Consider the following 26,792-nt stretch of genomic DNA (forward strand, 5'->3'; position numbering starts at 1 on the left):
GCGCAAATGATTTAGGTGCGGAGTTCAAGGTTAAATGGGCTGAAGTTAACAAGTAGTCTGCTATATGTTGTCTATTAATTAGGAAAAGGGCACTCCATTGAGGGAGTGCCCTTTTCCTAATTAATGATGGTAACAGATAAAAAACTCTTTGTATTACCAGGAGTCACCGTGGCTTGATTGCATGTACATAATTGTACTAGATTTAGTCGAATCAACTTGTTTCTTAGAATCTGATTGTGAAGGGAATGCTAATCCAATAGATAATGCAACTGAAAGTGATAAACCTAAAATCGTTCCAAAAAGTTTTTTCATTATTTTAACGCTCCTTTTTCAAAAGTTTTTTCTTTAGCTTGATGACTAATATAAAAGTATTTACTAGCTTTTACAGTGTCGCTTTCTTCGTAAAACTTGATTGCTAATTTTTCAGTGTATTCTTGTGTGTAAGTATAGAGTTGTTGTGTGTCGAAAAATGAGATAGCTTCCAAAGATAATTCTTCGAGAATAGCAGCCGAAACACCTTTATTTATACAATCTAAAAGTTTGAAATGATATAGGTATTCTTTATTGTCTAGCTTCTCACAAATTGCTAATCCTCGTTTGATTAACTCGGCCGACTGTTCAAGTTCCCCAATCTTTAAATGTTCTCTAGCTTTAAGAAAAATGGCCCTAAAATGCTCTGGAGTTTTAGTTGTTACTTCTGATAAGTGTCGAATTGCTAAAGCGGATAAGTTTTGGCTACTATATAAAAAACCTAAATTATTGCGGACTCTTAATATTAGGGAATCCTCATTATTTTTACGTAAAATATCTATTGCAGAATTAAATTTTTCTTCTGCTACAGGGAATTGTTTTATATTAATACATGCTAAACCGTATAAGTTCTCACAAGCGGCAACATTATTTTCATAGCCATTATGTTTAGAGAAGATTTCTTTAGCTTTAGTCACATGTTGAATTCCTAATAGAGGTTGATAGGTATGAAGATAGAAGTTAGCAAAACGATAGCTAAACTCGGCTATTTCAAGATCGTCATGAATATGTTGTAATAGTGTTTCGGCTTTTTCGTAGTATTCCCAGGCTTCATTGTTGTTGGAAATTAGTGTGGCATGAATCCCTTTGAAAAAGTGATAATAATAAGACAACGATTCATTTTTTGGTATATCCAGTGAATCAATTGCCTGGAAGCTTGTGGGTGTGATGCTTAAATGATCGAGCAAAACTTTAAAGCGAAAAGTAAGAAGTGAGTAATGGAATAGTAAATTTGGATCTTCATTAATACTTTTTATGTGTGTATCAATCTCTGTTTTTAAATGTTTTGCTTCTTTTAGGTGCTGGGCACGTATCTCTTGATACCAATTATTTAAAAGTTGTGTGATTATATCTTTTGGTTTTAGATGACTTACCATAATTCTCCTCGCTTTCTACTATATTTATTTGTATATTGATATGTATATACTAGCAAGAAATTAAGTGTGTTAGAGTGATAGATAGCAAGAAAAAACTTTTTCAATAATTTTCTGATAATTTAAAAGGTAATTAGAATATAAATAAGATTCCTTAGATGGTGATCATTTATTTATTGCCAAAAAATAAGTGCATCGAGCAAGTATGACTATTGTACTTAAAACAAATAACAGCCTGTTTGTATGTTGTATTTCCTTAGTATTGTAAATAAGCATTTTACTCCATCGCTATCCATTTGAAAGAACAAGTGATCCCACTTTATGGTTATATGCAAAACTTAAAAAACATAAATAAGCAGAACCTTTGTATTTTGCTATCTTACGTATTTCATCCTGCACAAAAAATATTTCTCAACATTTTGTCCGTTGAAAAAGATTGAATATTCGTATTATAACGAATATTATGTTGTTATCGACAAAAAAACGATAATTTGCAGACACTGGGGAGGAAATGCATTGAAAAAGGATAAGAAGTTAAAACCATTATCAGTTTTAGCAACAGCGGCAGTACTAAGTAGTAGTTTTGCTTTTGGAAGTCATGCAGCGTATGCTGATACGCCATCATCTCTACCGATAGATGAGCATTTAATACCGGAGGAGCGTTTGGCAGAAGCGCTAAAACAACGGGGCGTAATTGATCAATCTGCATCACAAGCGGAGACGTCAAAGGCTGTCGAAAAATATGTTGAGAAAAAGAAAGGGGAAAACCCTGGGAAAGAAGTCTTGACAGGAGATAGTCTTACGCAAGAAGCTTCTGATTTTATGAAAAAAGTAAAAGATTCAAAAATGAAGGAAAATGAACAGGCGCAGCAGCCAGAAGTAGGACCAGTAGCTGGACAAGGTGCAGGATTAAATCCAGGGAAATTAAATGGAAAAGTACCTACTACATCAGCGAAGCAAGCTGAGTACAATGGAGCTGTCCGAAAAGATAAAGTACTTGTTTTACTCGTAGAATTTAGCGATTTTAAGCATAACAATATTGATCAAGAGCCAGGATACATGTATTCTAAGGACTTCAATCGTGAACATTATCAAAAAATGTTATTTGGTGATGAACCGTTTACGTTATTTGATGGATCGAAGATTAACACATTTAAACAATATTATGAAGAACAATCTGGTGGTAGCTACACAGTTGATGGAACTGTAACGGAATGGCTTACTGTTCCAGGAAAAGCTTCAGATTATGGTGCGGATGCTGGAACTGGTCATGATAACAAAGGTCCTTTAGGGCCACGTGATTTTGTGAAAGAAGCATTAAAAGCAGCGGTAGCAAAAGGGATCAATTTAGCAGATTATGACCAATTTGATCAATACGATCAAGATGGTGATGGAAATAAAAACGAGCCAGATGGCATTATTGATCATTTAATGGTTGTACATGCTGGTGTTGGTCAAGAAGCTGGTGGCGGTAAATTGAAAGATGATGCAATTTGGTCTCATCGTTCAAAACTTGGGTCAAAACCATATGCGATTGATGGCACAAAATCTTCTGTTTCAAATTGGGGCGGAAAGATGGCTGCATACGATTATACAATCGAGCCTGAAGATGGAGCGGTTGGTGTGTTTGCGCATGAGTATGGTCATGATTTAGGCTTACCAGATGAGTACGATACGAAGTACTCAGGACAAGGTGAACCTGTTGAGTCTTGGTCTATTATGAGTGGCGGTAGCTGGGCTGGAAAAATTGCAGGAACAGAGCCAACAAGTTTCTCACCACAAAATAAAGAGTTTTTCCAAAAGAATATGAAGGGCAATTGGGCGAATATCGTTGAGGTAGATTACGATAAACTTCGCACGGGAGTCGGTGTTGCAACATATTTAGATCAAAGTGTTACAAAATCAAAACGACCAGGAATCGTTCGTGTTAACTTGCCGGACAAAGATATTAAAAATATCGAATCGGCATTTGGTAAGAAGTTTTACTACAGCACAAAAGGAAATGACATTCATACAACACTTGAGACACCAGTATTTGACTTAACAAATGCAACGGATGCTAAGTTTGATTATAAGGCATTCTACGAACTGGAAGCGAAGTATGATTTCCTTGACGTATATGCGATTGCAGAAGATGGAACGAAGACACGCATTGATAGAATGGGCGAAAAAGATGTAAAAGGCGGCGTGGATACAACTGATGGTAAGTGGGTTGATAAATCATACGATTTAAGCCAATTCAAAGGGAAAAAAGTAAAACTGCAATTTGAGTATTTAACAGATATTGCAGTAGCTTATAAAGGATTTGCATTAGATAATGCTGCATTAACTGTAAATGGAAAAGTTGTTTTCTCAGATGATGCAGAAGGCCAACCAGCAATGACACTAAAAGGATTTACGGTGTCTAACGGATTTGAACAGAAGAAACATAACTACTATGTAGAGTGGAGAAATTACGCTGGTTCTGACACGGCTTTACAACATGCGCGTGGTCCAGTATTTAATACAGGAATGGTTGTATGGTATGCGGATCAAAGCTTTACAGATAACTGGGTAGGGGTTCATCCAGGTGAAGGATTCTTAGGAGTAGTAGATTCTCATCCAGAGGCAATCGTAGGGACATTAAATGGACAACCGACTGTGAAGAGCAGTACGCGTTATCAAATTGCTGATGCTGCATTCTCATTCGATCAAACACCAGCATGGAGAGTAGATTCGCCAACTCGCGGTATCTTTGACTATAAAGGATTACCAGGTGTTGCGAAATTTGATGATTCTAAGCAGTATATCAACAGCGTGATTCCAGATGCAGGACGTAAGTTGCCGAAACTAGGATTAAAGTTTGAAGTAGTAGGCCAAGCAGAAGACAAGTCTGCAGGTGCAGTTTGGATTCATCGATAAAATAAGGTGAAGTGAAGAGGAGCTGTCTCATAAGTTGGTGAAACCGACTTATGGACAGCTCTTTTTTTTATTGTAGAAAAGGGACCTTTTAGGAACTAGTTCATGGAAAAGAATGATATAAAATTTATCCCGCTATTTGCCGGGCAGTAAGACCCCCACCTCAAAATTCAGCGGAAGCAAAGAAGTTAGGTGGGGGTCGGGCTGCCTGTAAACGCCCGATTGGTGAAGGCTAATAATCAGTGGGGGATGAACAAAACCCCCACTGATTAAAGTTTCACTTTATTTTCAATACGAGTGAACAAACGTAAACTTAAATATTAGAAAATATAGATGAAATTCCGCTATTATACCTTTCAATAAAATAATAATAGCATTATATATTATAAGGAATGCTTGTCCTTAATTGTAAATGAAAGGGGGAAATTGATATGAGTTATGGCTATGGTTATTCTTCTAAAAAATGTTGTAAAAATTACAATGAAACGTTATCAACGGGTGTATTACGTAGACATTCTGCTACTTTATTTCTTACTGTTGATGCTATGAATGTTGATCCAGATGATACTCATAGAGTAACTGTTGAAATGTTTGATTGGTCATCTGGTTCTCCTGTATTGTTACCATTAGTAGATCCTTCTACACGAACATTAGCACCTAATCAATATGTTACTTTTCGTTCGGCAGCTCTTCCTCCAGGACTTTTTGCTTACGAAGTAAGAATAATTCATCCAAATGATAGAGATGTTGTTACGAATGTTTTTGGTCTTAGTGCAATCGTATTTAATCCACAAGAAGGAAATAATGTTTTACAACATGATTTAGCAAAATTAGACCTTAAATAGATTTTATAAAAGTCTAAATATGGAAATGGTTAAGTAAAGGAAGTAGGATGTAAAGCTACTTCCTTTACTTAACATCAACTATATAAAAAAATTTAGTGTCATCATCGGTACATAGGACAGCACGATTTAGCAAATCAATATTAACGATAGTCATATAATTAAAGAGTAAATAACCGTCTCCATAATATATAATTAATATTTCTTCTTCGAATGATAAGGAGCATAACAATAGTATGTATTTCGTTTGCTTGTATAAAGCAAATTGTATAAAGCAAATTGTATAAAGCAAATTGTATAAAGAGAAGAAGGATCTCCTTAAAGGAGATCCTTTTTACGTTTTATCATTTTTAAAGAAATCTTTCATCATTTTAGAGTGTTTCATGTTTAATGTCACAGCTTCTACTTTACCTTTCTTCTCATCTTTAGCGATTGTAATTTGCTCCTTATTATCGATCCAGACAAGAAACTCTTCTTTTGCGTCATCTTTATATGTAACGGTTATAGTAGAATGTGCCGATTGTTTCTTTTTTTGATCTAATGTAATTGTTTTCGAGGTTCCATTTTGAACTGCCGAAACGATAGGTTTTATCATTTCTTCATTGTCTGTTTGAGATTTGGAAATAGTATTATTTGTTGTTTTCAGTATTTCAATGTCTGTAATATTAGCGGAATTTAATTGAAATGTATTTTGTGTATGTTCTTGCTTAACTTGTGAAGCTTTATCTGTAGCCGAGGAGCTTGTACAACCTATTAAAGTGAAAGATAGAGCGGTTAGAGCGCATATAGATATGATTTTTTTCATAGTATCCCTCCTTATGTTTAATTATAACAATTTTCTGTTAATTTAGGTAGTTATTGTAAGGAGAAGATGTTTTAAAGTGGTAAATGATGTTGTTCATTTTCTATTAAAATTAAAATTCACATAACTTTTTTCATATTTTATGTTTAACATTTCGAAAATAGGTGTACTACATATAATATAACAAATAATTCATTTTAAAGGAGGAAGTTAAAGATGGAAACGAAGTATAGTAAACCTTTTGTATATGAATTTATTACGGAGAAAGAGGTCATGAATGCGGCAAATGATCTAGTGAAGAAAGGAATAGAACAAAAAGATATTTACGTGTTAACACATGAGAAAGAGAGGACAGATAGAATCGCAGATAATGCAGACGTGAACACGATTGGAATAAAAGAGGAAGGACTTGGGACAAGCATTATTAATGTCTTTCAAAAAACGGGAGATCAGTTAAGAAATAAGATGCAAGAGTTAGGACTTAATGAGGAAGAAGCTAACTTTTATGAAGAAAAGCTGGATGAAGGGAAAATCTTGTTATTCGTTAAGGATTTAGAAAGAGTCGGTGAATGGCTACAAGAAAGAAGATGCACGTATTCTCTTTAAATTTGTATCCTTTACATCTATAAATCTATTATGAAAAGGAGATTGGAAATATGAGTGAGAGCGGTCTAAAAGAACAAATTACGGGTAAAGTTGAAAAGAAAAAAGGACAAGTAAAAGAAGGGATTGGTGAAGTTACAGAAGATAGAGAGTTGAAAAATGAAGGGAAGTGGGAGAAGACGAAGGGAACGATAAAAGAAAAAGTCGGAAAAGTTAAACAAAAGATAAGTGATGGATTGGATAATAAAGAATAATACATGTTTATCAAGCTTTGGTTACATACCAAAGCTTGATAAATCAAATATAAAAACAATATAGGAGGTTTAATTGTGGGACTTATTATTACGTGTATTGTAGGTGGACTTATTGGTGCGTTAGCTGGAATGATTACGGGGAAAGACTTTCCTTTAGGTATAGTTGGTAATGTAATTGCTGGTTTAATTGGATCTTGGGTAGGTAGTGCGTTATTTGGTCATTGGGGTCCTGAATGGGGAGGCATTTTTGTTCTTCCAGCGTTATTAGGTGCAATCGTCTTTATTTTAATCGTTACATTCTTCTCTAGAATGCTACGGAAAGCGTAAGTATGATAATGAATAGTAATCTTAAGTTTATTATATATAACTATAAAGTGAATGAACTGATAAATATACATAAAAAAGCATCCAATTAAACTAATTTGGATGCTTTTTTTATGTAATCTGCATAGGAATGAGCGGGGATGAAGGCCCCCGCTCATTGAAATTACACTTTTTATTATGTATTAAACCATCGTTACTTTTTCACAATTATTTATCCTTACGACCTGCCTTGGTTCTATATGAGATAAGTCCTCACTATTACCTATATCAACTACAATTGTATTCGTCAGTATGTTAATAATGGAACCAACTAATTTTGTAGCATGATCGTGTCGATAAGAAAATTGAACGAAATCTCCCTTTTTAAAGTTGTGCTCTTCCATAGATAGATCCCCCTAAAAATAATGTTTATACATTATACATACACAAATTTATAAGGTTTAAACATTTAGTAGTATTTTTTAAGTGTTAAGCCGAGAAAGGTGTAGAAAATTTATTTATAATGAAAATAAAAAAATATGTTTAAAATTAATTTTTATGGGTAATTAACATAGTAGTGGTTTGAGATAAGGGGGCGGAAATGATGAATTTGGCAATAAATATTTTGCAAAATGATGTAGGTTATACGGTACAACTTAATGGTGAGATTGATGCATATACGGCATCAGATTTAAAAAATAAGATGATGCCTATTGCAAGCGAAAAAGAAGTTCATATTGTAGTAGATTTTCATAACGTAGATTATATGGATAGTACCGGTTTAGGTGTTTTTATAGCTCTATTAAAAGCAGTTAAGAAAAATGATGGCAAACTAGAGTTTATTGGTGTATCTAAAAGACTAAAAAGATTATTTGATATTACAGGACTAACAGAAATATTAAATTTGAATTCCGATTTTGAAAAAGTAGAAAGAAGGTGACTAGGGATGATGGAGAAATTTGAAAAGATAGAAATGAAAATTCCTGCAAAGGCAGAATATGTGGCCATTATTCGTTTAACAATGGCTGGTGTTGCGAACCGAATGGGCTTTGCTTATGACGATATAGAAGATATGAAAATTGCTATTAGTGAAGCATGTACAAATATTGTACAACATGCATATAAAGAAGACGTTGGAGAAATTACAATTGTCTTCGGCCTATATGAAGATCGATTAGAAATTATGGTTGCGGATAATGGGGTTAGCTTTGATTTTAATAACTTAAAAAGGAAAGTTGGTCCGTATGATATTAGTAAACCAGTAGAACATTTGCCGGAAAATGGTTTAGGTTTATATTTAATTAATACGTTAATGGATGATATACAAATTATGCATGATGAGGGCATGACAGTTTTAATGACAAAATATATACAAAGAGAGCAGGTGGAGAATGATGGAAATCCAATCTCAACCTACAACTCTTACTAAAGAAGACGTTATTAAGCTAATTGCAGAATTCCAACAAAACCAATGTAATGAAGCACAGGAAAGGTTAGTTGATCATTATAAAAATCTCGTACATTCCATTGCATATCGCTATTCAAAAGGCGGGCCGATGCATGAGGATATTATACAAGTAGGGATGTTAGGGCTCTTAGGCGCAATAAGAAGGTATGATTATTCGATAGGGAATGCTTTTGAGCCGTTTGCAATACCTACAATAGTAGGCGAAATAAAGAAGTATTTACGTGATAAAACTTGGGGCATTCACGTTCCAAGGCGAATTAAAGATTTAGGCGGGAAAATTAAACTTGCGATAGAGGAGTTAACAGATCACCTGCAACGTTCACCGAAGATAATAGAGATTGCGGATCATTTAGGACTATCCGAAGAGGAAGTGCTAGAAATTATGGATGCGAAAAATAATTATCGAGTATCTTCCTTAGATGATGTAGTTGAAAATTCATCTGATGGAAGTTCGGTAGCGAGAATTGAATCTGTAGGTGAAGTAGAGCAAGGATATGAACAGACAGAAAGACGTCTCGTTTTAGAGGATATTTTTAACGTATTAAATGAGACAGAAAAGAGTGTTATTCATTATATATTTGGAGAAAATTTAAATCAAAAAGATACAGGGGAACGGTTAGGTATTTCGCAAATGCACGTTTCTCGTATTAAAAGACAAGCGATAAGTAAATTGAAGCAAGCTGCATTTTTAGATACATAAAAATTTTAAATAATTATGTTTAAAACATGAGGAAAGGGGTACTTATTAAGTATAGGAGGAGATATGAAAATGTCACACGATGTGAAAGAACTAATCAAAGGATTGAATGAAGATTTAGCAGGAGAATACTCAGCAATTATTATGTATAACCATAATGCTGCTACAGTTTCTGGTATATATAGACAAGTGTTAAAACCTTTCTTTGAATCTGAAATTAGTGATGAACAAGGACATGCCCTATATTTAGCGGAGAAAATTAAGACGCTAGGTGGTACACCTACTACGATCCCTTTACCAGTGAAACAAGTGGAAGATGTTCGAGAAATGTTAGAATACGCTAGACAATCAGAATATGAAACAATTAAGCGTTATGAAACGAGAAAAGAACAGGCAGCGAAATTAAATATGACAGAGTTAGTTGTAAAACTAGAAGATATGATTGCAGATGAAACAAATCATATGGAAGAATTAGATCGTCTTTTAAATGATAAAGCAATGGTGTTAAATTAAAAGTGGAAATTTACCCCACTTTAATGGGCAGTAAGACCCCCCACCTCAAAATGCAGCGAAAGCAAAGAATTTAGGTGGGGGGTTAACTGCCCATAAAAGTCCGATTGGTTCAACTAATAATCAGTGGGGGATGAAGAAAACCCCCACTGATTAAAGTTTCACTTTATAGAGTGAAAGAACAAATTCCTATTTCTAGGGGTTTGTTCTTTTGTTGTATAAATATGTTTGAGTACGAAATTTTCATTTTGTAACTGAGTATGTAATACTAGAAAAATAGAAAATTATAATAGATTTACATTTTAAATAAGAAAAGGGGAAATAACTTGTGTCCATTTTAATTGTTGATGATAATCCGGTTAACATATTTGTAATTGAGAAAATTTTAAAACAAGCCGGATATCATGATCTTGTATCGCTCAATTCTGCACAAGAGCTCTTCGAATACATACAGTTTGGAAAAGATTCTTCCAGGCATAATGAAATTGACTTAATACTATTAGATATTATGATGCCTGAAATTGATGGACTTGAAGTTTGTAGGCGATTACAAAAAGAGGAGAAGTTTAAAGATATCCCTATTATTTTTGTTACAGCTTTAGAGGATGCAAATAAATTAGCCGAAGCTCTTGATATGGGGGCAATGGATTATATTACGAAACCTATAAATAAAGTTGAACTATTAGCGCGTATGCGTGTAGCATTACGCTTGAAATCGGAATTAAATTGGCATAAAGAACAAGAAGAAAATCTTCGGAATGAACTAGATTTAGCTACACAAGTACAAAGAAACTTATTAAGTAGCCCATTAAGAGAAGATCATATAAAAATTGAAGCAAGTTACTTACCGTCATTCAAACTAGCTGGAGATATGTATTATTGGTACAAAATCGATGAAAATCGCTACGGTATTATATTATTAGATGTGATGGGACATGGTATATCTGCTTCATTAGTTTGTATGTTTATTTCTTCTGTATTACGCGAAACAATTAAATGTTTAATTGATCCAGAACTCGTCATTAAAGAATTAAATAAATATATGACCCTTTTACATAATGACAATGATAATATTCCATATTATTTTACGGCCATATACTTAGTTGTTAATACAGAAGATAGAACGATTGAATATGTGAATGCAGGACATCCTGCTGGATATGTTTTAGTTGATGAAACAAATGTAGTTGAACTGAATCGCGGGAGTTGTGCAGTAGGGTTTTTTGATGAAATAAAGGTAGAAAAGACAGTCATACCTTTTAATAAGAACGCTCAAATATTATTATTTACAGATGGTGTTCTTGAAGCAATTGCAAATGATGAATTTGAGTCTGAAGAGAAATTACGTGCTTTTACAGAAAGAAAATGGGGGGATTTAGAAGAAGAGATAGAAGGGTTTTATAAGGAAGAACAGAAGAAAACACAATCAGATGATATGTGTCTCATTATGATAAAAACGAATGCGAAATAAAAAGCGTATGAAATCCAAACAGAGGATTTCATACGCTTTTTATTGTATTTTTTGATAAATTTGTTCACTAGGATTAAATTGGGTATAATGCGGCATTATATTTGAAAAACGAAGAGTTTCTTTATTCCCCAAACATAGGAATCCATTGTGGCCTAAACTTTCATAAAATAGTTGCTGTACTTGATTTTGAAGTTTACTTGTAAAGTAAATTAAAACGTTACGACAAAGTATAATATGAAATTCGTTAAAAGATTGATCAGTTACTAAATTATGCTGTGCAAAAATAATGTTTTGTAAAAGTGATGGATTAAAATAAGCAAAACGATTATCTGTTGAATAATAGTTAGAAAATGCTTGTGTACCGCCAGCTTGTAAATAGTTTTTCGTATAAGTTTGCATTTTATTTAACGGGAGGATAGCTTGTTTTGCTTTTTCTAACACATTTGTATTCATATCTGTTGCGTAAATAACCGACTTTTCACTTAATCCTTCTTCGTGAAGTAAGATGGACATTGATAATACTTCTTCACCAGTTGCGCATCCAGCATGCCAAATTCTAATTTCAGGATTCTTTTTTAATTCAGGAATTACATGCTCTCTAAGCGCTTTAAAAAAGGCAGGGTTACGGAACATCTCAGTTACATTAATCGAGAAGTCATTTAATAACTGTTCTAAAACCCCTTCCTCGTGAATTACTTTTTCAATTAATTTTGAAATGGTTGGGATATTAGAGAGCTGCATTCGATTACAAATCCTTCTATAAATAGATGTGCGAGCATATTGGCGAAAATCAAATCCTGATAGTTTAAATACCGCTTCTAATAGTAATTCAATTTCTAAGTTCGTGCGCTCATCCGTATCTACTGATGGATCAAAATTATAATACTTATTTTCCACTCCAACTAAACCTCACTTATTTTATTAACCATACACTCATTACCGAATAGAGTTGATGTAGATTTAATGGTTTACTTATATAATCTGAAGCGCCAGCAGATAAACATTTTTCCTTATCATTTGGCATTGCTTTAGCAGTTAATGCGATAATAGGTATTTCATTTAACCCTAAATTCATTCGGATATTTTCCATCGTTTCATAACCGTCCATATTCGGCATCATAATGTCCATTAAAATAAGGTCAATATTTGTTTTGCTTTTTAGTATTTTTAAACACTCTATGCCGTTTTGGGCAGTAATAATGTTGGCATTTTGTTTTTTTAATGCATTTTGTAAAGCAAATATATTTCGATGATCATCATCGACAATTAAAATGGTTTTCTCTTGGAAGACGTTATTTGTTTCGGTAGTAACGATAGTTTCCTCAATAACTTCAGCAGGAATAACATCTTCTATCGTTGCTGCGACTTCTAAATTGGATACTTGGATTTCATTTAAGCCATTTGGAAGGTTAGGAATATATACCGTGAAAGTACTACCTTCTCCTACATTACTCTCTAATGTAATCCAACCACCTAACAATCTAGCAAACTCTTTACAAATAGATAACCCTAAGCCTGTACCACCATATTTCCTAATTGTTGCTCCATCTGCCTGTTGAAAGGCTTCGAAAATAAGTTGATGCTGTTCTTTAGCGATACCAATACCAGTATCTTTTACTGAAATTGTAATCCAATCTTTACTTATAGACTGCATATCATGACTTAAATTGCTTGTTTCTATCGAATCGAAATGTAAAGAGACAGATCCTTTTTCTGTGAATTTAAATGCATTGGATAATAAGTTTTTAATAATTTGTTCAATCCGTTTTGCATCTGTATAAAACAGGTCAGGAATGGTGTCACTGTCTTCAATAGTAAATTCGACATTTTTTTGTGCAGCGATATGTAAAAAGTTTTGATGCATATTGGCTGCCATGTCACTTATGTTCGTTGCTTCAAAAATGATGTCTAGTTTGCCTGCTTCTACTTTAGATAAATCTAGTATGTCATTAATTAAAGTAAGTAAGTCTTTCCCTGATGAATGAATGACAGTTGCTAGTTCAATTTCATCATCCGATAAATGATTATCATGATTTTCTCTTAACATTTCAGATAATAGTAAAATACTATTTAACGGTGTGCGTAATTCATGTGACATATTTGCTAGGAACTCAGATTTGTATTTTGAGCTGCGTAACAACTCGCTTGCTTTTTCTTCTAATTCTGATTTGGTAATTTGTAAGTCAGCTGTCTTTTGTTCAGCTTCTTCAGTTCTAGACTCTAATTGTTCATTCGTTGTTCGTAATTCTTCAGCTTGCATTTGTAGTTCTTCAGCTTGCGTTTGTAATTCTTCTGATTGAACTTGTAACTCTTCTGTCATTGCTTGTGATTCATGTAAAAGAGTTTGAATTCGCATACGTCCTATAATGCTATGGATTGTTAAACCTAGATTATCAATAGTTTGTTGAATTAAATCTTGATGTAAGTCTGAAATCTCAGTTACACTTACTAACTCCATTACTGCAATTACTTCATCCTCAAATAAGATAGGGATGACTAGTAGATTTTTAGGACGTATTTCTAATACTCCGCTAGTGACATAACGAAACTCTTCGGGTATGTCACTGAGAATAAAACTTTTCTTTTCTAAGGCAGACTGTCCAATGAAACCTTCACCCATTTTAATAGATTGTTTTCCAATATCAGCACCTTGATCGGCGAAAGAAGCTTTTTTCACATAGTAGACAGTTTCTTCATATTCTTCACGTACATAAAATGCACCGCAAGAAGTTTGCGTTTTTTGTATAATTCCACTAAGAATTTTTTTACCTAACATCTCAATAGAAGATACACCTTGATACATTAAAATTAATTCTGCAAGCTCAGTTTGTAACCACTCTCTTTTCGATATTTCATCTAGTAGGTGATTTGTTGTATGAGCAAGATCTTTTATTTCATCATGTGTATTTACATGAATTCTTTCCGTAATTTTTTCTTTAGAAGAAATGGATTTAATAGCTTGAATTACATTTTTAATCGTTTTTGTAATGGAATTCGAAATATAGAGTGAAACGATAATGGAAATACAAGAAAGTAAGAACAATAAACTGTATAACCAAATCTCTAATTTATTATTTTCAATATCTAATTGTGCAGCTCTTTTTTTCGTTAGTTGCTCCTCAGTGCTCCGGAAGTTAGTTAGCTGCGACTGTAATGACTGAATTTGAGTCGTGTCGATTGTTTGTACATTATTACTATTATTATTTGTAATGAGTGGGTGAATCTCTTTATTAATCCAACTAGTAATGTTTTCGTTAATCTGTTTTAATTTTTCTTGCTGAGAGGGGTTATCCTCTAATAGAGCAAAAAGATCTTGATAATGTTTTTCGTAATCTTTTTCCGCGGAGTTAAGGGATTGCACGTAATTTGGGTTATTAGAAATGATAAACCCTTTCGCTTTATTTTCAATTGTTAGCAATTCTTTCTCCACTTGATTCGTTAAATTAAGAACTTTAAAATCGTGATCAATAATAAAATTAAGAGATTTTTGTAAACTGGAAATCTCATTGTTTAGCATAATGAAAGAGATAAGTAAGAACAAAATGATAACTAAATAACCAGCCATAATTTTGTAGCGAATACTAAATTTTGCTTTCGAGTTCATTAAAAATTCCTACCTTCAAGAGTATTAAAAGTTTCCTATTGTAAAGAATGAAAAACGTAATATATATTATATCAGTTTTCATAAGGCCAAACTAGAAATCCTCCTATTGTATTAGGGGGTTCTTTTTTAATAGAGGAAATCATTTTGAAATAAAAATATATATGAAAGGTAGTAAACGAGGGAATAGAGGATAACAAACATTCTAAGAAGGAAAGAGTGTTCTTAAAGCTCTTTTTGCATCTATTCCTTCAAAAATAAATAATACAAGCTCTCTCTTTTTTACCGTAAGGAAAAAGGATACTAATGTGCTTAAGTTTTTAATAGAAGTAAGTGTTCCGTGTTTACTTATAAACAAGTTCGTTTGAAATGTTGTCATTAAAGCGTAAAAATGATGAATCTGAGTTATTGTAGGCGTTTCATTATAAGAAATAGTAGTAGAGTGAATGGCGTTCATTGCAATATTCCTTTCCATATAGTAAGCATAACAATATAAACATACCCGTTTTAAAAAATGTTAAACATATAAATAAGAAAAAATATAAGTATAGTTTTTTACGTTTAGAAAAGGTTAGGAAGGGTATACATATACTACAAAGAGATTGACTGAAGATGAATTGTAAGATGTCTATGTTTAGTAGATTAGTCTATCAAAATATACTTTTACTTTAAATAAAAAGGAGCCTGGTATACATGAATGAAATGATGATTGATATTACGTTTGATTTAATTTACTTGTTAAGTAGTTCGCTTGTAATACTGTTACTATTCGCTTTTTTCGTAAATGGTTATGTTAATAAGAAGATTAGTGTATACAGAAATGAAGAAGGATAAAGATGCATTATAAAAATAAAAGGGCGTATATGTATATAAAAATTTAGGAGGTTAATAGTTATGAATGTAGATAGAAAAATAGTAGGTGTTTTTAGAACAATTGATGATGCGGCACTCGTTATTAATGAATTAAATGATAAAGGATACTCAGCAGATAACATTTCAGCTATTGCGAAAGATCAAAAGGAAATTGAACATCTGGAAGAAAAGTCGGGTGAAAAAGTGAATAGCGAAACTGCACATAAAGCAGATATCTTTTCAGCGACAGGGCTTGTAGCTGGAGGGGTAGCAGGCGGGCTCGGTGGTTTATTAACAGGTCTTGGTGTACTTGCCGTTTCTGGAATGGGTCCAATTGTAGCAGCAGGACCGATCGCAGCAGCTATTGGAGGAGCCGGTATTGGCGGAGGAGCTGGAAGTTTAATAGGAGCATTTATAGGGTTAGGAATTCCAGAAGAACATGCTAAAAAGTATGAAGAATATATTTACGATGGAAATATATTAATTTTAGTAGATGCAAAGTTAGATGATAAGTTAGAAATCTATAAAATATTTGATAAGCATAATGCCTATAACTCTGATTTCTTTAAATAATATGTACTTCATATATCAATTATGAAAAATGTGGAAATAGTGAATATCGTTTTTGATCTTACAACTTTGGCGCGGCCGAGGAGTCGTATGACTATAAGAGAGGAAGGGCTTATAGTAAAAGATCAAGTTCTATCATGTTATTTAAAAGGGAAGAGGTGCCTTTTCGTGATTGTAAAAATATTAAAGGATAGCAGTAATAGTTTCCTTTGTACAGTTCAAAACAAAAATGGAGACCAGTATGTGAAAAAATGGTTTAGTAAACATGAAAATAACAAAGAATTAGGGCGACCAACTTTTAAAGAAGTAGAAAAGGATTGGAAAGAAAATAGAGAATCGTTTATGTATCCCAATATTAAAGCGCTTTATTAAAATTAAACATAATGCGCGCTTTATTATTACAAAACTGTCACATTCCTGTAAGGTAATTCAATAGATTAGTTGCTTGTTCCATGCCATAATAAAGACATAAGAAAGCTAATTAAAACTACAACTTATTAGGAGAGTGTCAGTCATGATTGTAACAACAACGTCTGGAATTCAAGGTAAAGAAATTATTGAGTATATCGATATTGTAAATGGTGAAGCTATTATGGGTGCAAATATTGTCCGCGATTTATTCGCTTCTGTTCGTGATGTTGTCGGCGGTCGTGCTGGTTCTTATGAAAGCAAGCTAAAAGAAGCTCGTGATATCGCAATGGATGAAATGAAAGAACTTGCAAAACAAAAAGGTGCGAACGCTATTGTTGGTATTGACGTAGATTATGAAGTAGTTCGTGATGGAATGTTAATGGTTGCTGTAAGTGGTACAGCTGTACGTATATAAGTAAATAAAAAAACAGGCTCCCCCTCGAAGCTTATGCTTTGAGGGGATTTTTTTGTTTTCAATTTGTAGAAGTAAAGGAATGAGCTGGATCCTTTAGGAAAAAGCCCATTCTTTTCATTTAAGCTATTTTCGCTTCTATCTTAGTTTTGTTCATGACTAAAGTTAAAATGAACAAAACTAAGCTTAGAAGTGCCATTATAATAAAAATTTGCGTATAACTATTAAAATAGTCACGAGCGATTCCTGCTAAGACAGGAATGAATCCGCCCATAATGTATCCTCCTGACTGCATCATAGCAGTCCATGCACTCGCATCTTCGGAAGTTTTTGTTTCGTATAGCGGTAGCATGAGAGCGAGTGGAAATACGCCGCCGAGCCCGATACCTAATAAAATAGAAGGGATCCATGGTGTAGTTAGTGGGTAAATCATAAGCGATAAACCTGCGAGTACAAAGCATATACTCCCTAATAACCAAAGTGGTCTGTTTTTATAAATATCGGCTAATGTTGGAATTAAAAAGCTGCATATCATTTGAATAACTGTAAATACAGTTATTAGAGTACCAGCCTGTCCGCTACTGACACCCATACTTTGATTTGCTGGTGCTAGCCAAGTCGTAATGGAATAAAAGATTCCTGATTGTAGGCCGAAAAAGATTGTGAACAACCATGCTTTTTTATTTCTTAAAGGTAAATTATTATTCTTTTTATTTTGTATGCTCGTATTCTTTTTTCGTTTCATAACCGGATACCAAAATATAATAGCGATAATAGTAAGTACACCCCAAAAAGCGAGTGCCATATTCCAAGATCCTTTTAATACATGTTGTAAAGGAAGCGTTAATCCTGCGCTTAAAGAAGCGCCAGTTCCCATACCTACTGAATATATTCCAATCATTAAGCCGATTTTCGTAGGGAATTTTTCCTTAATAAAACCTGATAGTAACGGCCCTGCAAGTGCAATTCCAATGCCGATAAATAAAGCGCTTGTGAATAAGGTGAGAATGGAAGAAGTAAAAGCTCTCATACATGTTGCAAAGCCAATTAAAATAAGACAAGCCATAATTGCTTTTTCTGCCCCATATTTTTTAATTACCTTCCCGGTTAGTAAGGCGAATGTCCCCATACAAAAAACAGGAATGGCTGTTAAAAAACTAACGGAAAAATTGCTTATATTTAAGTCTTGTCGGATTGTTTCTAATAAAGGTGAAATAGATGTAATTCCGATACGTAAATTAATAGAAGTAAAAAATAGTGCTAGTATATACAAATAAGTTCGTTCTTGATGTTTCAATTTCATTTTCTCCTCTCTTAAACATCAGATGTTATTGAGTATATCATCTGATGTTTAAGTGTAATATATAAGGAGCTTATTTCAGCTCCAAATTTTGAACAACGTATGTTCGAGCCTCTTCGGCATTTTGTTTTAATATAGCTTGGAATAATTTTTCATGAATTTCAGAGTTATCTTCATAGTCAGCTGTATTTAATATTAATTGGCTTAAAATATGACGAAGGGCAGGCACGAAAGATTGATATAAATCAAGTAGAACTTCGTTTTTGCTCGCCGTTGCAATTGCTAAATGAAACTGAATGTCTGCATCTATGTAAGCTACATAATTTCCTTCTCGAAGGGCATTTCTTCTTTTATCCAAATTTCCTTTTAAGTATAAAAGATCCTCTTCGCTTCGGCGCTGTGCCGCTAACATAGCTACTTCTTTATCTAACATATTTCGTGCTTCATACACATGATTAATATTTGCTGCCTGCAATCGTTTTTCAAATGAATCTTGCGTAGTATTTAGTGAGACAATACGAGTACCTTGTCCTTGTCGAACTTCTAAGATACCAGCATGTACTAATATCTTTATGCTTTCTCGCAGCGTCGAACGCCCTACACCTAACTCTTCCATTAATTGGGGCTCTGTAGGGAGGCGATCACCAACTTCGTACTCGCCAGAAAAGATTTTTTCTTGTAGACGTTCCAACACTTCATCGACTAATTTTCGTCGAGAAACTTTTGAAAAAGATTTCTTTTCATTTATATTCATCTGCTCATCTCCTGTTATATTCGCTTTTATAATAACCAATTTAAGTTCTGTTGACAATGTTATTTTTTAGGTGTTTGAAGCGGAATACTAAAATCAGATTTATAAGGCATAAAAAAATCCATTTTGAAAAAAATCAATCAAAATGAATTCTTCAACCGCATTTAATAACTCGTCAAAAATACTTTTCCTTTTGCTTTCTCAGCAGAATGCACAACAGCAACCGCAGTTTTCACATCCGCTAAGTCATACGTAGAATGTACTGTCATAAAACGTAATTTTTTATCCTCAACTAAACGAATTAAGTGACGAAACGTTTCTTGCCATTTATACGGTGACACGTCTGTATTCCAATGTCGTAAATGAAATATGTTAGCATGCACCTTTGCTTTCGTAACAATTTCGGCCCAGTTTACTTGTACGCCTGATAGAAGACCGATAGTTAAAAAGTGTCCATTTGGACGTACACAAAATGCTAATTCATTTCCATCGGATCCTCCAATAGAATCAATCGCAGCATCTGCGCCTATCCCGTTCGTTAACTCCATAACGGTTTCATAAAGCGGAACAGTGGAAGTATCTATTACATATTCAGCACCGAGCTGAAGTAATTTCTCTGTATGTTTACTATTTCTAGTCACTGCAATGAGTCGAAAGTTTAAAATTTGTGATAACTGTGCAAAAAGATGACCTATAGCGGATCCACAAGCGTTTACTAATAAAACGTTATCTCGTTTTAAGTTTAGCGTTTCTGTACACGTAACCCAAGCTGTTAATGGGTTGATGTACATTTGTGCAGCTGTAAAATCATCAATTGAATCGGGAATAAGGATTACAAAATCAGCTGATGTCTTCACATATTCTTGCCAAGTACCTTCCCCGCGTAAAGGTAGCGCGCGTTTACCGATAAGGTCTCTAGAAACACTCGCACCAACATCTTCAACAATACCAACACCTTCATAACCAGGTATGTTAGGTAAAGGGATTCTATGTGCATACGCTCCAGTTACAGGAATTAAGTCAGATGGATTAATCGGTCTAACTAACATACGAACTAGCACTTCATTATCTTTTAATGGTTCTATATTTTTATATTCAACTTGTAATACATCTTTTGGGTTACCAAACTTATGAAATTGAATGCATGTTCCGCGCAAAATAATGGTTCCTCCTTAATGTAGTCAAATGTATTATAGCATTTTTAGCTTGGCTACTTATTTCGTTACATATATAAAAGGGAATAGAAATTTTAAAGAGGGAGTAAACATGAAAAATTAGCCCAATAAAAACTAAAGTTAAAGGCACCCGAACGAGTGCTTTTATTTTGTTTTTACCAATATAATTTAAAGATTATACATAAATGGGGGAGTCAGCATGAATAAAAAGATAATCTGGGGAATTTTAGGGATTGTTGTGATCATGATAGCCCTTGTGAGTATGAATGTATTACAAAAAAATGCCAAAGAAGCAGAGGAAAAGAAGAAACGTGAAGCTAGCTATGTTCAAGCCGCAGCGGAATTTTATAATAATATTGAATTAATGGGATTTGTTGCTGATTTTGTTTTACCGCAATATTCAGAGTCCTGGTCTAAAGCTATTGATGAACGCCGAAATTTTAACATAGCTTTAAATGCTAAGAAAAAATCTCTAAATTCAATGGTGGCTCAATCTTCTGTAATATATAGTGATATGGAAGGGCAATTAAAAACGGTATCTGAAGCTGCGAAAGAAAATCCAAATAAGTACAAAGAACTTTATGATGAATACAAGAAGATGTATGGAATTATTACATCTTTAAAGGAACAAACAGAATCTCCTAGTGGAACTCTGATAACGTTTAATCAAAATGCAAACATGTTATTCCAAGAATACAAGAAATATAAAGGGAATATTGATGTGGCTATATCAGAGGATATAAAAAATGAAGTAGAGAAGATTCAAGAAAAAAACAAAAAATAATCGCAAAATAAAATATATGGCCTAAAAAGAACAATTTTAAATTCTATTATATAATGAGGGCTTTAAAAGTTTGTAATGGGGGAATTATAGATGGAGCTATTTAAAGGTAAAGTTGTTTGTCCAAGATGTGATGGGAATGGTCTCGTTTGTAGAGTTGAAATAAAAGACATTGATAAAGTTGTATATGTTTGTGATGAATGTGACGCAACGTGGTTACATAAGGATAGGTTTGGGATGAATAATTTTGTGAACTACGAGACGTTTCTTAGAGAAAATTCATTGTCTTATATGGAGGCTAATGTTGTTCGTTTAGGCTATGATTGGTACAAAGGATAAGCGATTTTTCAAATAGAAGAAGCTACTTTTAAAGTAGCTTCTTCTATTTGTCTATTAAGCCGAAGCCTTCTTCATTCTCTCAAGTAAACTAGATAAAATATGCGTACGATAAGATTCTAGTTTTTTACCTTCATAAGTACGGATACCTAATTTTTTAAGTTCTTTTACATACCAACCTTTGCTTCCGAAATACATGTGATCGCTCCCCTTCAACTTTGTTTTATTTGTTCTGATTGTACTTGGAGGTACAGGTAATATAATGAAGGAAATGAATTTCGTGCGAAAATGGTTAACTTTGTTGCAAAAGACATATATACTAAAGGTAGTATATAACGAGGTGGGCAAGACGTGATTATAGAGAAGCACGAAATTCAAATTGACCAAATTACGAGCGGTAAAGTGAATATCTTTACTTTCTATAGAAATAGAAAGCAAATTGATGATCATTTTTTACGTTTACAAGAACCATCGCTTACAGCAAACTACTTCTTCCATTTTCATTTTGATGCAGAGAGCTTACACCTTCTGCAGGAAGAGTTTCCGGGCATATATCCGTACGACGGTAGTGAAACGATTCATAACTGGACGGAAAAGATGAAGGCAGAATTGCAACATCAGATCCAAACAGGTAAATGGAATAAACGCGTACGTATCGGTAATCGCATTCTAGATGTGGAGTTTACGTGGTGCGACGAAGATATAGTAGAGTGAAAAAGAAGCGGATGACGCTTCTTTTTTTAGCGCTGGAATAAAACGAGCTTACCTGCAGAAGATGTGCAGCGATGTGTTTTTTCGTGCAATCCTTTTTCTTGTAAAATAGATTCACCTTTTGCTTTCGCTTCTTTTTCAGTTGCCGCCTCAAATGATTCGTCCAATGCTTTTGAACCATCTTTTTCAAAGACTGTTAGAACGTATACTCCCATGAAAATTCCCTCCAAAAATTAAAATCAGAATCTTATAACTATTTTGGCATAAATCACTAGAATATGCAAAGAAATATATGACATTGCATGTTACAATAAAGTGACACTTTAATAAGCAGGGGAGTTTTTCATCCCCTGCTTATTATTAGTGGAACCAATCGGGTATTTAAGGGCAGTTAACTTTCAGATTGCCTTCTTTGCCTATTGCCCGTTAGTACGGGATAAAATGAAACTTTTGAAATATAGAAAGGATCGTTATTTGTGAAACAAGTGAAGTTTATACATGCGGCTGATTTGCATTTGGATAGTCCGTTTAAAGGGATGGAAATGAATGTACCGCAGTCTATTTGGGAGAGAATGAAGCAAAGTACGTTTGAATCGTTCGAACGTATTATTGATAAAGCGATTCAAGAGCGCGTTGATTTCGTATTACTAGCCGGGGATTTGTATGATGCGGAGACGCGAAGTTTGCGGGCGCAAGTGTTTGTGCGTGAGCAAATGAAGAGACTTTCGCAGTACGATATCCCTGTTTTTATTATTCACGGTAACCATGATCATTTAGGAGGAAGCTGGGCAGCGATTGAGTTTCCGGAAAATGTTCATGTGTTTACGGAGCCTTATGTAGAAGAGAAATCATTTTATAACAATGGTGAACTGTTAGCTTCTATTTACGGATTTAGTTATTTGCAGCAAGCAGTAACGGATAATATGACAGCGCAGTTTACGAAAATGAGTGATGCGCCTTTTCATATTGGCATGCTTCACGGAAGTGTGGAAGGAGATGCAGAGCATAATCGCTACGCACCGTTTCAAATTCGTGAGCTGAAAGAAAAGCAGTTTGACTATTGGGCTCTTGGCCATATACATAAACGTGAAATTTTATCAGAAGAGCCGTACATTATTTATTCAGGTAACATACAAGGGCGTCATCGTAAAGAGACAGGGGAAAAGGGTGCGTACCTTATTGAACTTACGAAACAAGGAACGCATTGCTCATTTTTCCATACGGCAGATGTTGTATGGGATGAAATAGAAGTGAATATTGATGGACTTGAAACTGTTGATGAAATTATGACGAGCATATCTACTGCGATGAATGAGTGCCGAAGAGAAGAGGGAGGGACGCTACTAACTGTCGTATTTACAGGACAAGGGCCGCTTTCTCCTTATTTGCGTGACGAAAAGCGCGTGGAAGAGATTTTTCATATTTTAGCATCTGGAGAAGAGCGAAAAGATTTCGTATATGCGATGAAGTGGAAAAATGAGACGGTTTCTTTTGCAGAAATAGAGCGTTTGAAAGAAGAAAATCATTTTGTCGGTAGTGTACTGAAAGAGTTAGAAGCTTTCACAAATATGGACGGCGTGTTGCGCACCATTTGGACATCTCCTGTAGCGCGTAATAGTATTGAATCTTTTACAGAAGAAGAGAAGAAAGAGATTCAAAAGGAAGCGGAAAATATTATTTTAGAACAATTATTCCAGCAAGAGAGGGATAAGAAATGAGAATGGAAAAACTCCATATTTATGGATACGGAAAATTAGAAAATGTGGAAATGGATCTGTCGATGCTGACGGTGTTGTACGGTGAAAATGAAGCGGGGAAATCGACAATTCGCTCATTTATGAAAAGTATTCTGTTCGGTTTTCCGACGAGAGGACAGCGCCGTTATGAGCCGAAAGAAGGCGGGAAGTATGGTGGTGCAGTTACTGTACAAACAGAGAAGTACGGCCGTTTGAAAATTGAACGATTACCAAAGACGGCAGCTGGAGAGGTGACCATTTATTTTGAAGATGGAAAAACGGGCGGCGAGGAAATTTTACACGATATATTAAGCGGGATGAATGAAAGTTTATTTGAATCTGTTTTTTCTTTTGATATGCATGGGTTGCAAAATATTCATCAGCTTGGTGAAGCGGATATCGGAAATTATTTATTTTCGGCAAGCGCAGTTGGAAGCGATGCGTTATTACAGCTCGATAAAAAGCTAGAGAAAGAAATGGATCAGCGCTTTAAGCCGAGTGGTCGTAAGCCAGAGATTAATATGTCACTGCAAGAGATGAAGAAGCTTGAAGAGAAGATGAAAGAGTGGCAAGGGAAAATTGGCACGTATGAAAAACAGGTCGAGCAGTTAAAAGAGGATGAAGAGAAGCTTGCCTCTGTTCGTGCGGAGAAGGAGAACGCGGAAAAGCGAAAGCAAGATTATGAAATATTAGCAGCGCTTGAGCCTCTCGTTATTGAAAAGCATGCGCATGAGAAAGTGTTAGAATATGAAAAAAGGCAATTTCCTGTAAACGGAACGGCGCGCTATGAAGCGATAAAGGCGAAGATGGAGCCGCTTCAATTACAAGTTGATTCGCTCCATAAAAAAATAGAGACGGTGCAATCGGAAATTGATTCGATTCAAATAGATGAAGAATTTTTACAAAAAGAAAGTTACGTAGAAGAACTTCGCATGCAGCATATGTCGTATGAAAATGCACGCCAAGAAATGCGAGATATGACGGGGAATATTGCGAATATAAAAGAAGAAATGGCAGAATTAGAGCAACAAATTGGTGCTACTTTTGAAAAAGAAACAGTTCTTTCGTTTGATATGAGTTTGGCAACGAAAGAGCTAATTACACAAACAGTGCAAAAAGCGCGCGAATTAGAAACGCAAAAAGCACAGCTCGATGATCGCTTCAAAGTAGCGCAAGAGCAGTTAGAAGAACAAGAAGAAAATATAAGGCAGATCAAGAAACAAATGTTAGCTGATGAAGAGCGTGCTACATTAGCTGAGAAAGAAAAATCGTTCCAAGACGCGGCGTTTATCGGTATGGGTGCGGAGAGAATGAAGCGTAAGTATGAGGAAAAAGTAGGAGTGGCTACGCAAAAGAAAAAGCAGTGGCAAAGAGTTTGTCTTCTGTTACTTCTTATTAACACAGGTGTTTTATTCACGAGCTTATTTATAGATAACCGCCAGCTTTTATTTATTAGTGTCATTGTTTTTGTAGGGATTGTTCTCGCCCTTGTTTTATATAAAGATCCATCAAGCGGATTACAAGAAGAGCTTCTTACTCTTCAGCAAAGTGCTGGCGGAAGACAAAGTGAAGAAGCGATGTCCGTTCGCTATCAATTAGAAAAAGATGAAGAGATCCGTAAGCTATTTGAGCGCGAGTCATATAAGTTACAGCAAATGGAACGAGCTTATGATAAAGTCGTTTCATCGTATGAGGAATGGGAGAGAGAAACGTTCCGCGCAGGAGAACAAGTCGATGCGTATAAATCGCGCTATATGTTCCCTGAATTTTATACGTATGCACACATATTGCCGGCATTTGAGCGGATTGAAAAAATGCAGCAACTGTATCGTGAAGTAGAGAAACAAAGCACGCGGAAATCTTCATTATATGAAATGATTTCGCACTTTGAACATAAACTAGAAACTGTTATCGGTAGCGCGGAGTATAATAAGCTGCACGAGGCACAAAGTCGTATGCAAAATGAGAAAGAAAAGCGCCAGACTTGTAAGCAACTAAAAGAGAAGTTGACGGAATGGCAAGAAGAATATGAGTTCATGCAAGGGCAATTGAAACAGCTACTAGTAGAACGAGATAGTTTGTGGCATATTGCAGAGGCTACAGATGAAGAGATGTTTTTAGAAGCAGGTAAACTGGCAGAGAAATGTGAAGATGCAGAGAAACAAGTGGGGCGTTTATTACCGCAAATTGAGCTTTTAGAGCAGCGTTTAACGAGTTTGTCATTAGCTGAACATTATGAAGCTGAAGGTTATGAGGAAAAATTAAAGCGAGAAATGACAGTCGTGCGAAACTGTCTTGCAAAAGAGAAAGAACTGACAGAGCGCATTGCGAAACATCGTATGGAAATTGAGAATTTAGAAGAAGGCAGTACGTACGGTGATTTAATGCATGAATGGGAAATGAAAAAAGCGCAAGTGCGCGAACAAGTGAAAAGGTGGGCTGCTTATGCGGCAGCAAAGACGGTGTTAACGAAAACGAAGCAATACTATCATGAGGTACATTTGCCTCGTATTTTACAAAAATCAGAAGAGTATTTCGTCTATTTAACGGGCGGGCGCTATAGTAAAATCTTTTCACCGTCAGAGGCGGAGCCGTTCATTGTTGAACGTAACGACGGTATACGTTTTTACAGTCATGAACTAAGCCAAGCGACAGCGGAGCAATTGTATTTATCGTTACGATTTGCATTAGCGAAAACATTTGAGCATGATTATCCATTTATTATTGACGATAGTTTCGTGCATTTTGATGTGGTAAGGACGAATCGAACGATTGAACTAATAAAGGAAATTGCGAAAGATAGACAAGTCATCTTCTTTACATGTCATGCGCATTTGTTAACGTATTTCACAGAAGAACGGATTATAAAATTAACGCATAAGCGTAAAGAAAATGAGTTGTAGTG

The 26,792-nt window shown here is 34.7% G+C and carries 31 protein-coding genes and 1 pseudogene; 19 read left to right on the plus strand and 13 right to left on the minus strand.

Annotated features, from left to right (window positions below; all coding sequences use genetic code 11):
* Positions 1-153: 153 nt before the first annotated feature.
* Both ACUN26_RS01750 and ACUN26_RS01755 read right to left on the minus strand, forming a co-directional pair.
* Complete coding sequence (locus tag ACUN26_RS01750; protein WP_000732343.1) at positions 154-312, minus strand: hypothetical protein; 159 nt, start codon at positions 310-312, stop codon at positions 154-156.
* Positions 312-1,406, minus strand: a complete 1,095-nt coding sequence (locus ACUN26_RS01755; RefSeq protein WP_000253570.1) for a response regulator aspartate phosphatase — start codon at positions 1,404-1,406, stop codon at positions 312-314. The genes ACUN26_RS01750 and ACUN26_RS01755 overlap by 1 nt, the downstream gene beginning before the upstream one ends.
* Before the next feature lie 513 nt (positions 1,407-1,919).
* Between ACUN26_RS01755 and ACUN26_RS01760 the strand changes: the two genes are divergently transcribed.
* Positions 1,920-4,304: an immune inhibitor A domain-containing protein gene (locus ACUN26_RS01760; protein WP_000710824.1), complete on the plus strand. Its 2,385-nt coding sequence runs from the start codon at positions 1,920-1,922 to the stop codon at positions 4,302-4,304.
* A 428-nt stretch (positions 4,305-4,732) separates the two neighbouring features.
* The gene (locus ACUN26_RS01765) at positions 4,733-5,146 is read left to right on the plus strand and encodes a hypothetical protein (protein WP_000120220.1); all 414 of its coding nucleotides are present in this window, start codon (positions 4,733-4,735) and stop codon (positions 5,144-5,146) included.
* A gap of 64 nt (positions 5,147-5,210) precedes the next feature.
* Here ACUN26_RS01765 and ACUN26_RS01770 read toward each other — a convergent pair.
* Together ACUN26_RS01770 and ACUN26_RS01775 are read right to left on the minus strand one after the other, a co-directional pair.
* Positions 5,211-5,378: pseudogene (locus tag ACUN26_RS01770) on the minus strand (YolD-like family protein); the annotation flags it as partial.
* Positions 5,379-5,477: 99 nt separating this feature from the next.
* On the minus strand, positions 5,478-5,948 hold the full coding sequence (locus ACUN26_RS01775) for a hypothetical protein (protein ID WP_000720845.1): 471 nt from the start codon (positions 5,946-5,948) through the stop codon (positions 5,478-5,480).
* 213 nt (positions 5,949-6,161) lie between these two features.
* Here ACUN26_RS01775 and ACUN26_RS01780 point away from each other — a divergent pair, with 213 nt between their 5' ends.
* The 3 genes from ACUN26_RS01780 to ACUN26_RS01790 all read left to right on the plus strand — a co-directional run bounded on the left by ACUN26_RS01780 (position 6,162) and on the right by ACUN26_RS01790 (position 7,129).
* Positions 6,162-6,551: a general stress protein gene (locus ACUN26_RS01780; RefSeq protein WP_000448820.1), complete on the plus strand. Its 390-nt coding sequence runs from the start codon at positions 6,162-6,164 to the stop codon at positions 6,549-6,551.
* 50 nt (positions 6,552-6,601) lie between these two features.
* Entirely contained in the window at positions 6,602-6,802 is a 201-nt protein-coding gene (locus ACUN26_RS01785) for a CsbD family protein (RefSeq protein ID WP_000004263.1), read from the plus strand.
* A 75-nt stretch (positions 6,803-6,877) separates the two neighbouring features.
* Positions 6,878-7,129: a GlsB/YeaQ/YmgE family stress response membrane protein gene (locus tag ACUN26_RS01790; RefSeq protein ID WP_000522903.1), complete on the plus strand. Its 252-nt coding sequence runs from the start codon at positions 6,878-6,880 to the stop codon at positions 7,127-7,129.
* Between the two features lie 179 nt (positions 7,130-7,308).
* Here the strand turns inward: ACUN26_RS01790 and ACUN26_RS01795 are convergent, their stop codons facing one another.
* Positions 7,309-7,509, minus strand: coding sequence for a hypothetical protein (locus ACUN26_RS01795; protein WP_000391008.1), 201 nt, complete (start codon positions 7,507-7,509; stop codon positions 7,309-7,311).
* Between the two features lie 197 nt (positions 7,510-7,706).
* Here ACUN26_RS01795 and rsbV point away from each other — a divergent pair, with 197 nt between their 5' ends.
* The 5 genes from rsbV (at position 7,707) to ACUN26_RS01820 (ending at position 11,251) form a co-directional block, all read left to right on the plus strand.
* Positions 7,707-8,045, plus strand: coding sequence for an anti sigma b factor antagonist RsbV (gene rsbV / locus ACUN26_RS01800; RefSeq protein ID WP_002038093.1), 339 nt, complete (start codon positions 7,707-7,709; stop codon positions 8,043-8,045).
* A 6-nt stretch (positions 8,046-8,051) separates the two neighbouring features.
* Entirely contained in the window at positions 8,052-8,534 is a 483-nt protein-coding gene (gene rsbW, locus ACUN26_RS01805; RefSeq protein WP_000970214.1) for an anti-sigma B factor RsbW, read from the plus strand.
* On the plus strand, positions 8,497-9,273 hold the full coding sequence (gene sigB / locus ACUN26_RS01810) for an RNA polymerase sigma factor SigB (protein WP_002093824.1): 777 nt from the start codon (positions 8,497-8,499) through the stop codon (positions 9,271-9,273). The genes rsbW and sigB overlap by 38 nt, the downstream gene beginning before the upstream one ends.
* 69 nt (positions 9,274-9,342) lie before the next feature.
* Positions 9,343-9,783 carry a ferritin-like domain-containing protein gene (locus tag ACUN26_RS01815; protein WP_000017770.1) on the plus strand — a complete coding sequence of 147 codons (441 nt, stop codon included), beginning with the start codon at positions 9,343-9,345 and terminating at the stop codon, positions 9,781-9,783.
* A 325-nt stretch (positions 9,784-10,108) separates the two neighbouring features.
* Positions 10,109-11,251, plus strand: coding sequence for a fused response regulator/phosphatase (locus ACUN26_RS01820; protein ID WP_000025510.1), 1,143 nt, complete (start codon positions 10,109-10,111; stop codon positions 11,249-11,251).
* 39 nt (positions 11,252-11,290) lie between these two features.
* Here the strand turns inward: ACUN26_RS01820 and ACUN26_RS01825 are convergent, their stop codons facing one another.
* From ACUN26_RS01825 to ACUN26_RS01835, 3 genes are all read right to left on the minus strand, one after another.
* Positions 11,291-12,148, minus strand: a complete 858-nt coding sequence (locus tag ACUN26_RS01825) for a CheR family methyltransferase (protein ID WP_000429037.1) — start codon at positions 12,146-12,148, stop codon at positions 11,291-11,293.
* 16 nt (positions 12,149-12,164) lie between these two features.
* The gene (locus ACUN26_RS01830; protein WP_001084947.1) at positions 12,165-14,855 is read right to left on the minus strand and encodes an ATP-binding protein; all 2,691 of its coding nucleotides are present in this window, start codon (positions 14,853-14,855) and stop codon (positions 12,165-12,167) included.
* A 202-nt stretch (positions 14,856-15,057) separates the two neighbouring features.
* The gene (locus ACUN26_RS01835) at positions 15,058-15,309 is read right to left on the minus strand and encodes a hypothetical protein (RefSeq protein ID WP_000991353.1); all 252 of its coding nucleotides are present in this window, start codon (positions 15,307-15,309) and stop codon (positions 15,058-15,060) included.
* 236 nt (positions 15,310-15,545) lie between these two features.
* Here ACUN26_RS01835 and ACUN26_RS01840 point away from each other — a divergent pair, with 236 nt between their 5' ends.
* The 4 genes from ACUN26_RS01840 to ACUN26_RS01855 all read left to right on the plus strand — a co-directional run bounded on the left by ACUN26_RS01840 (position 15,546) and on the right by ACUN26_RS01855 (position 17,100).
* Positions 15,546-15,686 carry a hypothetical protein gene (locus ACUN26_RS01840; protein ID WP_001004563.1) on the plus strand — a complete coding sequence of 47 codons (141 nt, stop codon included), beginning with the start codon at positions 15,546-15,548 and terminating at the stop codon, positions 15,684-15,686.
* A gap of 60 nt (positions 15,687-15,746) precedes the next feature.
* Positions 15,747-16,277: a general stress protein gene (locus ACUN26_RS01845; RefSeq protein ID WP_001100091.1), complete on the plus strand. Its 531-nt coding sequence runs from the start codon at positions 15,747-15,749 to the stop codon at positions 16,275-16,277.
* Between the two features lie 165 nt (positions 16,278-16,442).
* On the plus strand, positions 16,443-16,646 hold the full coding sequence (locus ACUN26_RS01850) for a DUF4028 family protein (protein ID WP_000635853.1): 204 nt from the start codon (positions 16,443-16,445) through the stop codon (positions 16,644-16,646).
* Between the two features lie 142 nt (positions 16,647-16,788).
* Positions 16,789-17,100, plus strand: coding sequence for a YbjQ family protein (locus ACUN26_RS01855; RefSeq protein WP_000637510.1), 312 nt, complete (start codon positions 16,789-16,791; stop codon positions 17,098-17,100).
* Between the two features lie 118 nt (positions 17,101-17,218).
* Here ACUN26_RS01855 and ACUN26_RS01860 read toward each other — a convergent pair whose 3' ends face one another.
* The 3 genes from ACUN26_RS01860 to ACUN26_RS01870 form a co-directional block, all read right to left on the minus strand.
* Positions 17,219-18,400: an MFS transporter gene (locus tag ACUN26_RS01860; protein ID WP_000768277.1), complete on the minus strand. Its 1,182-nt coding sequence runs from the start codon at positions 18,398-18,400 to the stop codon at positions 17,219-17,221.
* Between the two features lie 70 nt (positions 18,401-18,470).
* Entirely contained in the window at positions 18,471-19,151 is a 681-nt protein-coding gene (locus ACUN26_RS01865) for a FadR/GntR family transcriptional regulator (protein ID WP_001024478.1), read from the minus strand.
* Positions 19,152-19,312: 161 nt separating this feature from the next.
* Positions 19,313-20,308 (minus strand): zinc-dependent alcohol dehydrogenase family protein, encoded by a 996-nt coding sequence (locus ACUN26_RS01870; RefSeq protein ID WP_080001221.1) that lies wholly within the window; start codon positions 20,306-20,308, stop codon positions 19,313-19,315.
* Positions 20,309-20,522: 214 nt separating this feature from the next.
* On the opposite strand from ACUN26_RS01870, the gene ACUN26_RS01875 reads away from it, so the two are divergent.
* Together ACUN26_RS01875 and ACUN26_RS01880 are read left to right on the plus strand one after the other, a co-directional pair.
* Positions 20,523-21,107 carry a hypothetical protein gene (locus tag ACUN26_RS01875; RefSeq protein WP_001034988.1) on the plus strand — a complete coding sequence of 195 codons (585 nt, stop codon included), beginning with the start codon at positions 20,523-20,525 and terminating at the stop codon, positions 21,105-21,107.
* A gap of 90 nt (positions 21,108-21,197) precedes the next feature.
* Positions 21,198-21,443, plus strand: coding sequence for a hypothetical protein (locus ACUN26_RS01880; RefSeq protein ID WP_000418551.1), 246 nt, complete (start codon positions 21,198-21,200; stop codon positions 21,441-21,443).
* Between the two features lie 54 nt (positions 21,444-21,497).
* Here the strand turns inward: ACUN26_RS01880 and ACUN26_RS01885 are convergent, their stop codons facing one another.
* Complete coding sequence (locus ACUN26_RS01885) at positions 21,498-21,638, minus strand: YflJ family protein (protein ID WP_000273535.1); 141 nt, start codon at positions 21,636-21,638, stop codon at positions 21,498-21,500.
* A gap of 153 nt (positions 21,639-21,791) precedes the next feature.
* Here ACUN26_RS01885 and ACUN26_RS01890 point away from each other — a divergent pair, with 153 nt between their 5' ends.
* Positions 21,792-22,154 carry a hypothetical protein gene (locus ACUN26_RS01890; protein ID WP_000582774.1) on the plus strand — a complete coding sequence of 121 codons (363 nt, stop codon included), beginning with the start codon at positions 21,792-21,794 and terminating at the stop codon, positions 22,152-22,154.
* 26 nt (positions 22,155-22,180) lie between these two features.
* Here the strand turns inward: ACUN26_RS01890 and ACUN26_RS01895 are convergent, their stop codons facing one another.
* Complete coding sequence (locus ACUN26_RS01895; protein ID WP_000539550.1) at positions 22,181-22,366, minus strand: YhzD family protein; 186 nt, start codon at positions 22,364-22,366, stop codon at positions 22,181-22,183.
* 261 nt (positions 22,367-22,627) lie between these two features.
* Between ACUN26_RS01895 and ACUN26_RS01900 the strand changes: the two genes are divergently transcribed.
* Together ACUN26_RS01900 and ACUN26_RS01905 are read left to right on the plus strand one after the other, a co-directional pair.
* The gene (locus ACUN26_RS01900) at positions 22,628-23,869 is read left to right on the plus strand and encodes a metallophosphoesterase family protein (RefSeq protein WP_000815713.1); all 1,242 of its coding nucleotides are present in this window, start codon (positions 22,628-22,630) and stop codon (positions 23,867-23,869) included.
* Entirely contained in the window at positions 23,866-26,790 is a 2,925-nt protein-coding gene (locus tag ACUN26_RS01905; protein ID WP_001242204.1) for an ATP-binding protein, read from the plus strand. The genes ACUN26_RS01900 and ACUN26_RS01905 overlap by 4 nt, the downstream gene beginning before the upstream one ends.
* Positions 26,791-26,792 lie beyond the last annotated feature (2 nt).

The sequence above is a fragment of the Bacillus sp. WC2503 genome, assembly GCF_052682895.1.

Bases quoted from the DNA above. Each gene is read 5' to 3' on its own strand.
- ACUN26_RS01750 (WP_000732343.1), bottom strand. From the start codon at position 312: ATGAAAAAACTTTTTGGAACGATTTTAGGTTTATCACTTTCAGTTGCA.
- ACUN26_RS01755 (WP_000253570.1), bottom strand. From the start codon at position 1,406: ATGGTAAGTCATCTAAAACCAAAAGATATAATCACACAACTTTTAAAT.
- ACUN26_RS01765 (WP_000120220.1), top strand. From the start codon at position 4,733: ATGAGTTATGGCTATGGTTATTCTTCTAAAAAATGTTGTAAAAATTAC.
- ACUN26_RS01775 (WP_000720845.1), bottom strand. From the start codon at position 5,948: ATGAAAAAAATCATATCTATATGCGCTCTAACCGCTCTATCTTTCACT.
- ACUN26_RS01780 (WP_000448820.1), top strand. From the start codon at position 6,162: ATGGAAACGAAGTATAGTAAACCTTTTGTATATGAATTTATTACGGAG.
- ACUN26_RS01785 (WP_000004263.1), top strand. From the start codon at position 6,602: ATGAGTGAGAGCGGTCTAAAAGAACAAATTACGGGTAAAGTTGAAAAG.
- ACUN26_RS01795 (WP_000391008.1), bottom strand. From the start codon at position 7,509: ATGGAAGAGCACAACTTTAAAAAGGGAGATTTCGTTCAATTTTCTTAT.
- rsbV (WP_002038093.1), top strand. From the start codon at position 7,707: ATGATGAATTTGGCAATAAATATTTTGCAAAATGATGTAGGTTATACG.
- rsbW (WP_000970214.1), top strand. From the start codon at position 8,052: ATGATGGAGAAATTTGAAAAGATAGAAATGAAAATTCCTGCAAAGGCA.
- sigB (WP_002093824.1), top strand. From the start codon at position 8,497: ATGATGGAAATCCAATCTCAACCTACAACTCTTACTAAAGAAGACGTT.
- ACUN26_RS01815 (WP_000017770.1), top strand. From the start codon at position 9,343: ATGTCACACGATGTGAAAGAACTAATCAAAGGATTGAATGAAGATTTA.
- ACUN26_RS01830 (WP_001084947.1), bottom strand. From the start codon at position 14,855: ATGAACTCGAAAGCAAAATTTAGTATTCGCTACAAAATTATGGCTGGT.
- ACUN26_RS01835 (WP_000991353.1), bottom strand. From the start codon at position 15,309: ATGAACGCCATTCACTCTACTACTATTTCTTATAATGAAACGCCTACA.
- ACUN26_RS01840 (WP_001004563.1), top strand. From the start codon at position 15,546: ATGAATGAAATGATGATTGATATTACGTTTGATTTAATTTACTTGTTA.
- ACUN26_RS01845 (WP_001100091.1), top strand. From the start codon at position 15,747: ATGAATGTAGATAGAAAAATAGTAGGTGTTTTTAGAACAATTGATGAT.
- ACUN26_RS01855 (WP_000637510.1), top strand. From the start codon at position 16,789: ATGATTGTAACAACAACGTCTGGAATTCAAGGTAAAGAAATTATTGAG.
- ACUN26_RS01860 (WP_000768277.1), bottom strand. From the start codon at position 18,400: ATGAAATTGAAACATCAAGAACGAACTTATTTGTATATACTAGCACTA.
- ACUN26_RS01865 (WP_001024478.1), bottom strand. From the start codon at position 19,151: ATGAATATAAATGAAAAGAAATCTTTTTCAAAAGTTTCTCGACGAAAA.
- ACUN26_RS01875 (WP_001034988.1), top strand. From the start codon at position 20,523: ATGAATAAAAAGATAATCTGGGGAATTTTAGGGATTGTTGTGATCATG.
- ACUN26_RS01880 (WP_000418551.1), top strand. From the start codon at position 21,198: ATGGAGCTATTTAAAGGTAAAGTTGTTTGTCCAAGATGTGATGGGAAT.
- ACUN26_RS01885 (WP_000273535.1), bottom strand. From the start codon at position 21,638: ATGTATTTCGGAAGCAAAGGTTGGTATGTAAAAGAACTTAAAAAATTA.
- ACUN26_RS01895 (WP_000539550.1), bottom strand. From the start codon at position 22,366: ATGGGAGTATACGTTCTAACAGTCTTTGAAAAAGATGGTTCAAAAGCA.
- ACUN26_RS01905 (WP_001242204.1), top strand. From the start codon at position 23,866: ATGAGAATGGAAAAACTCCATATTTATGGATACGGAAAATTAGAAAAT.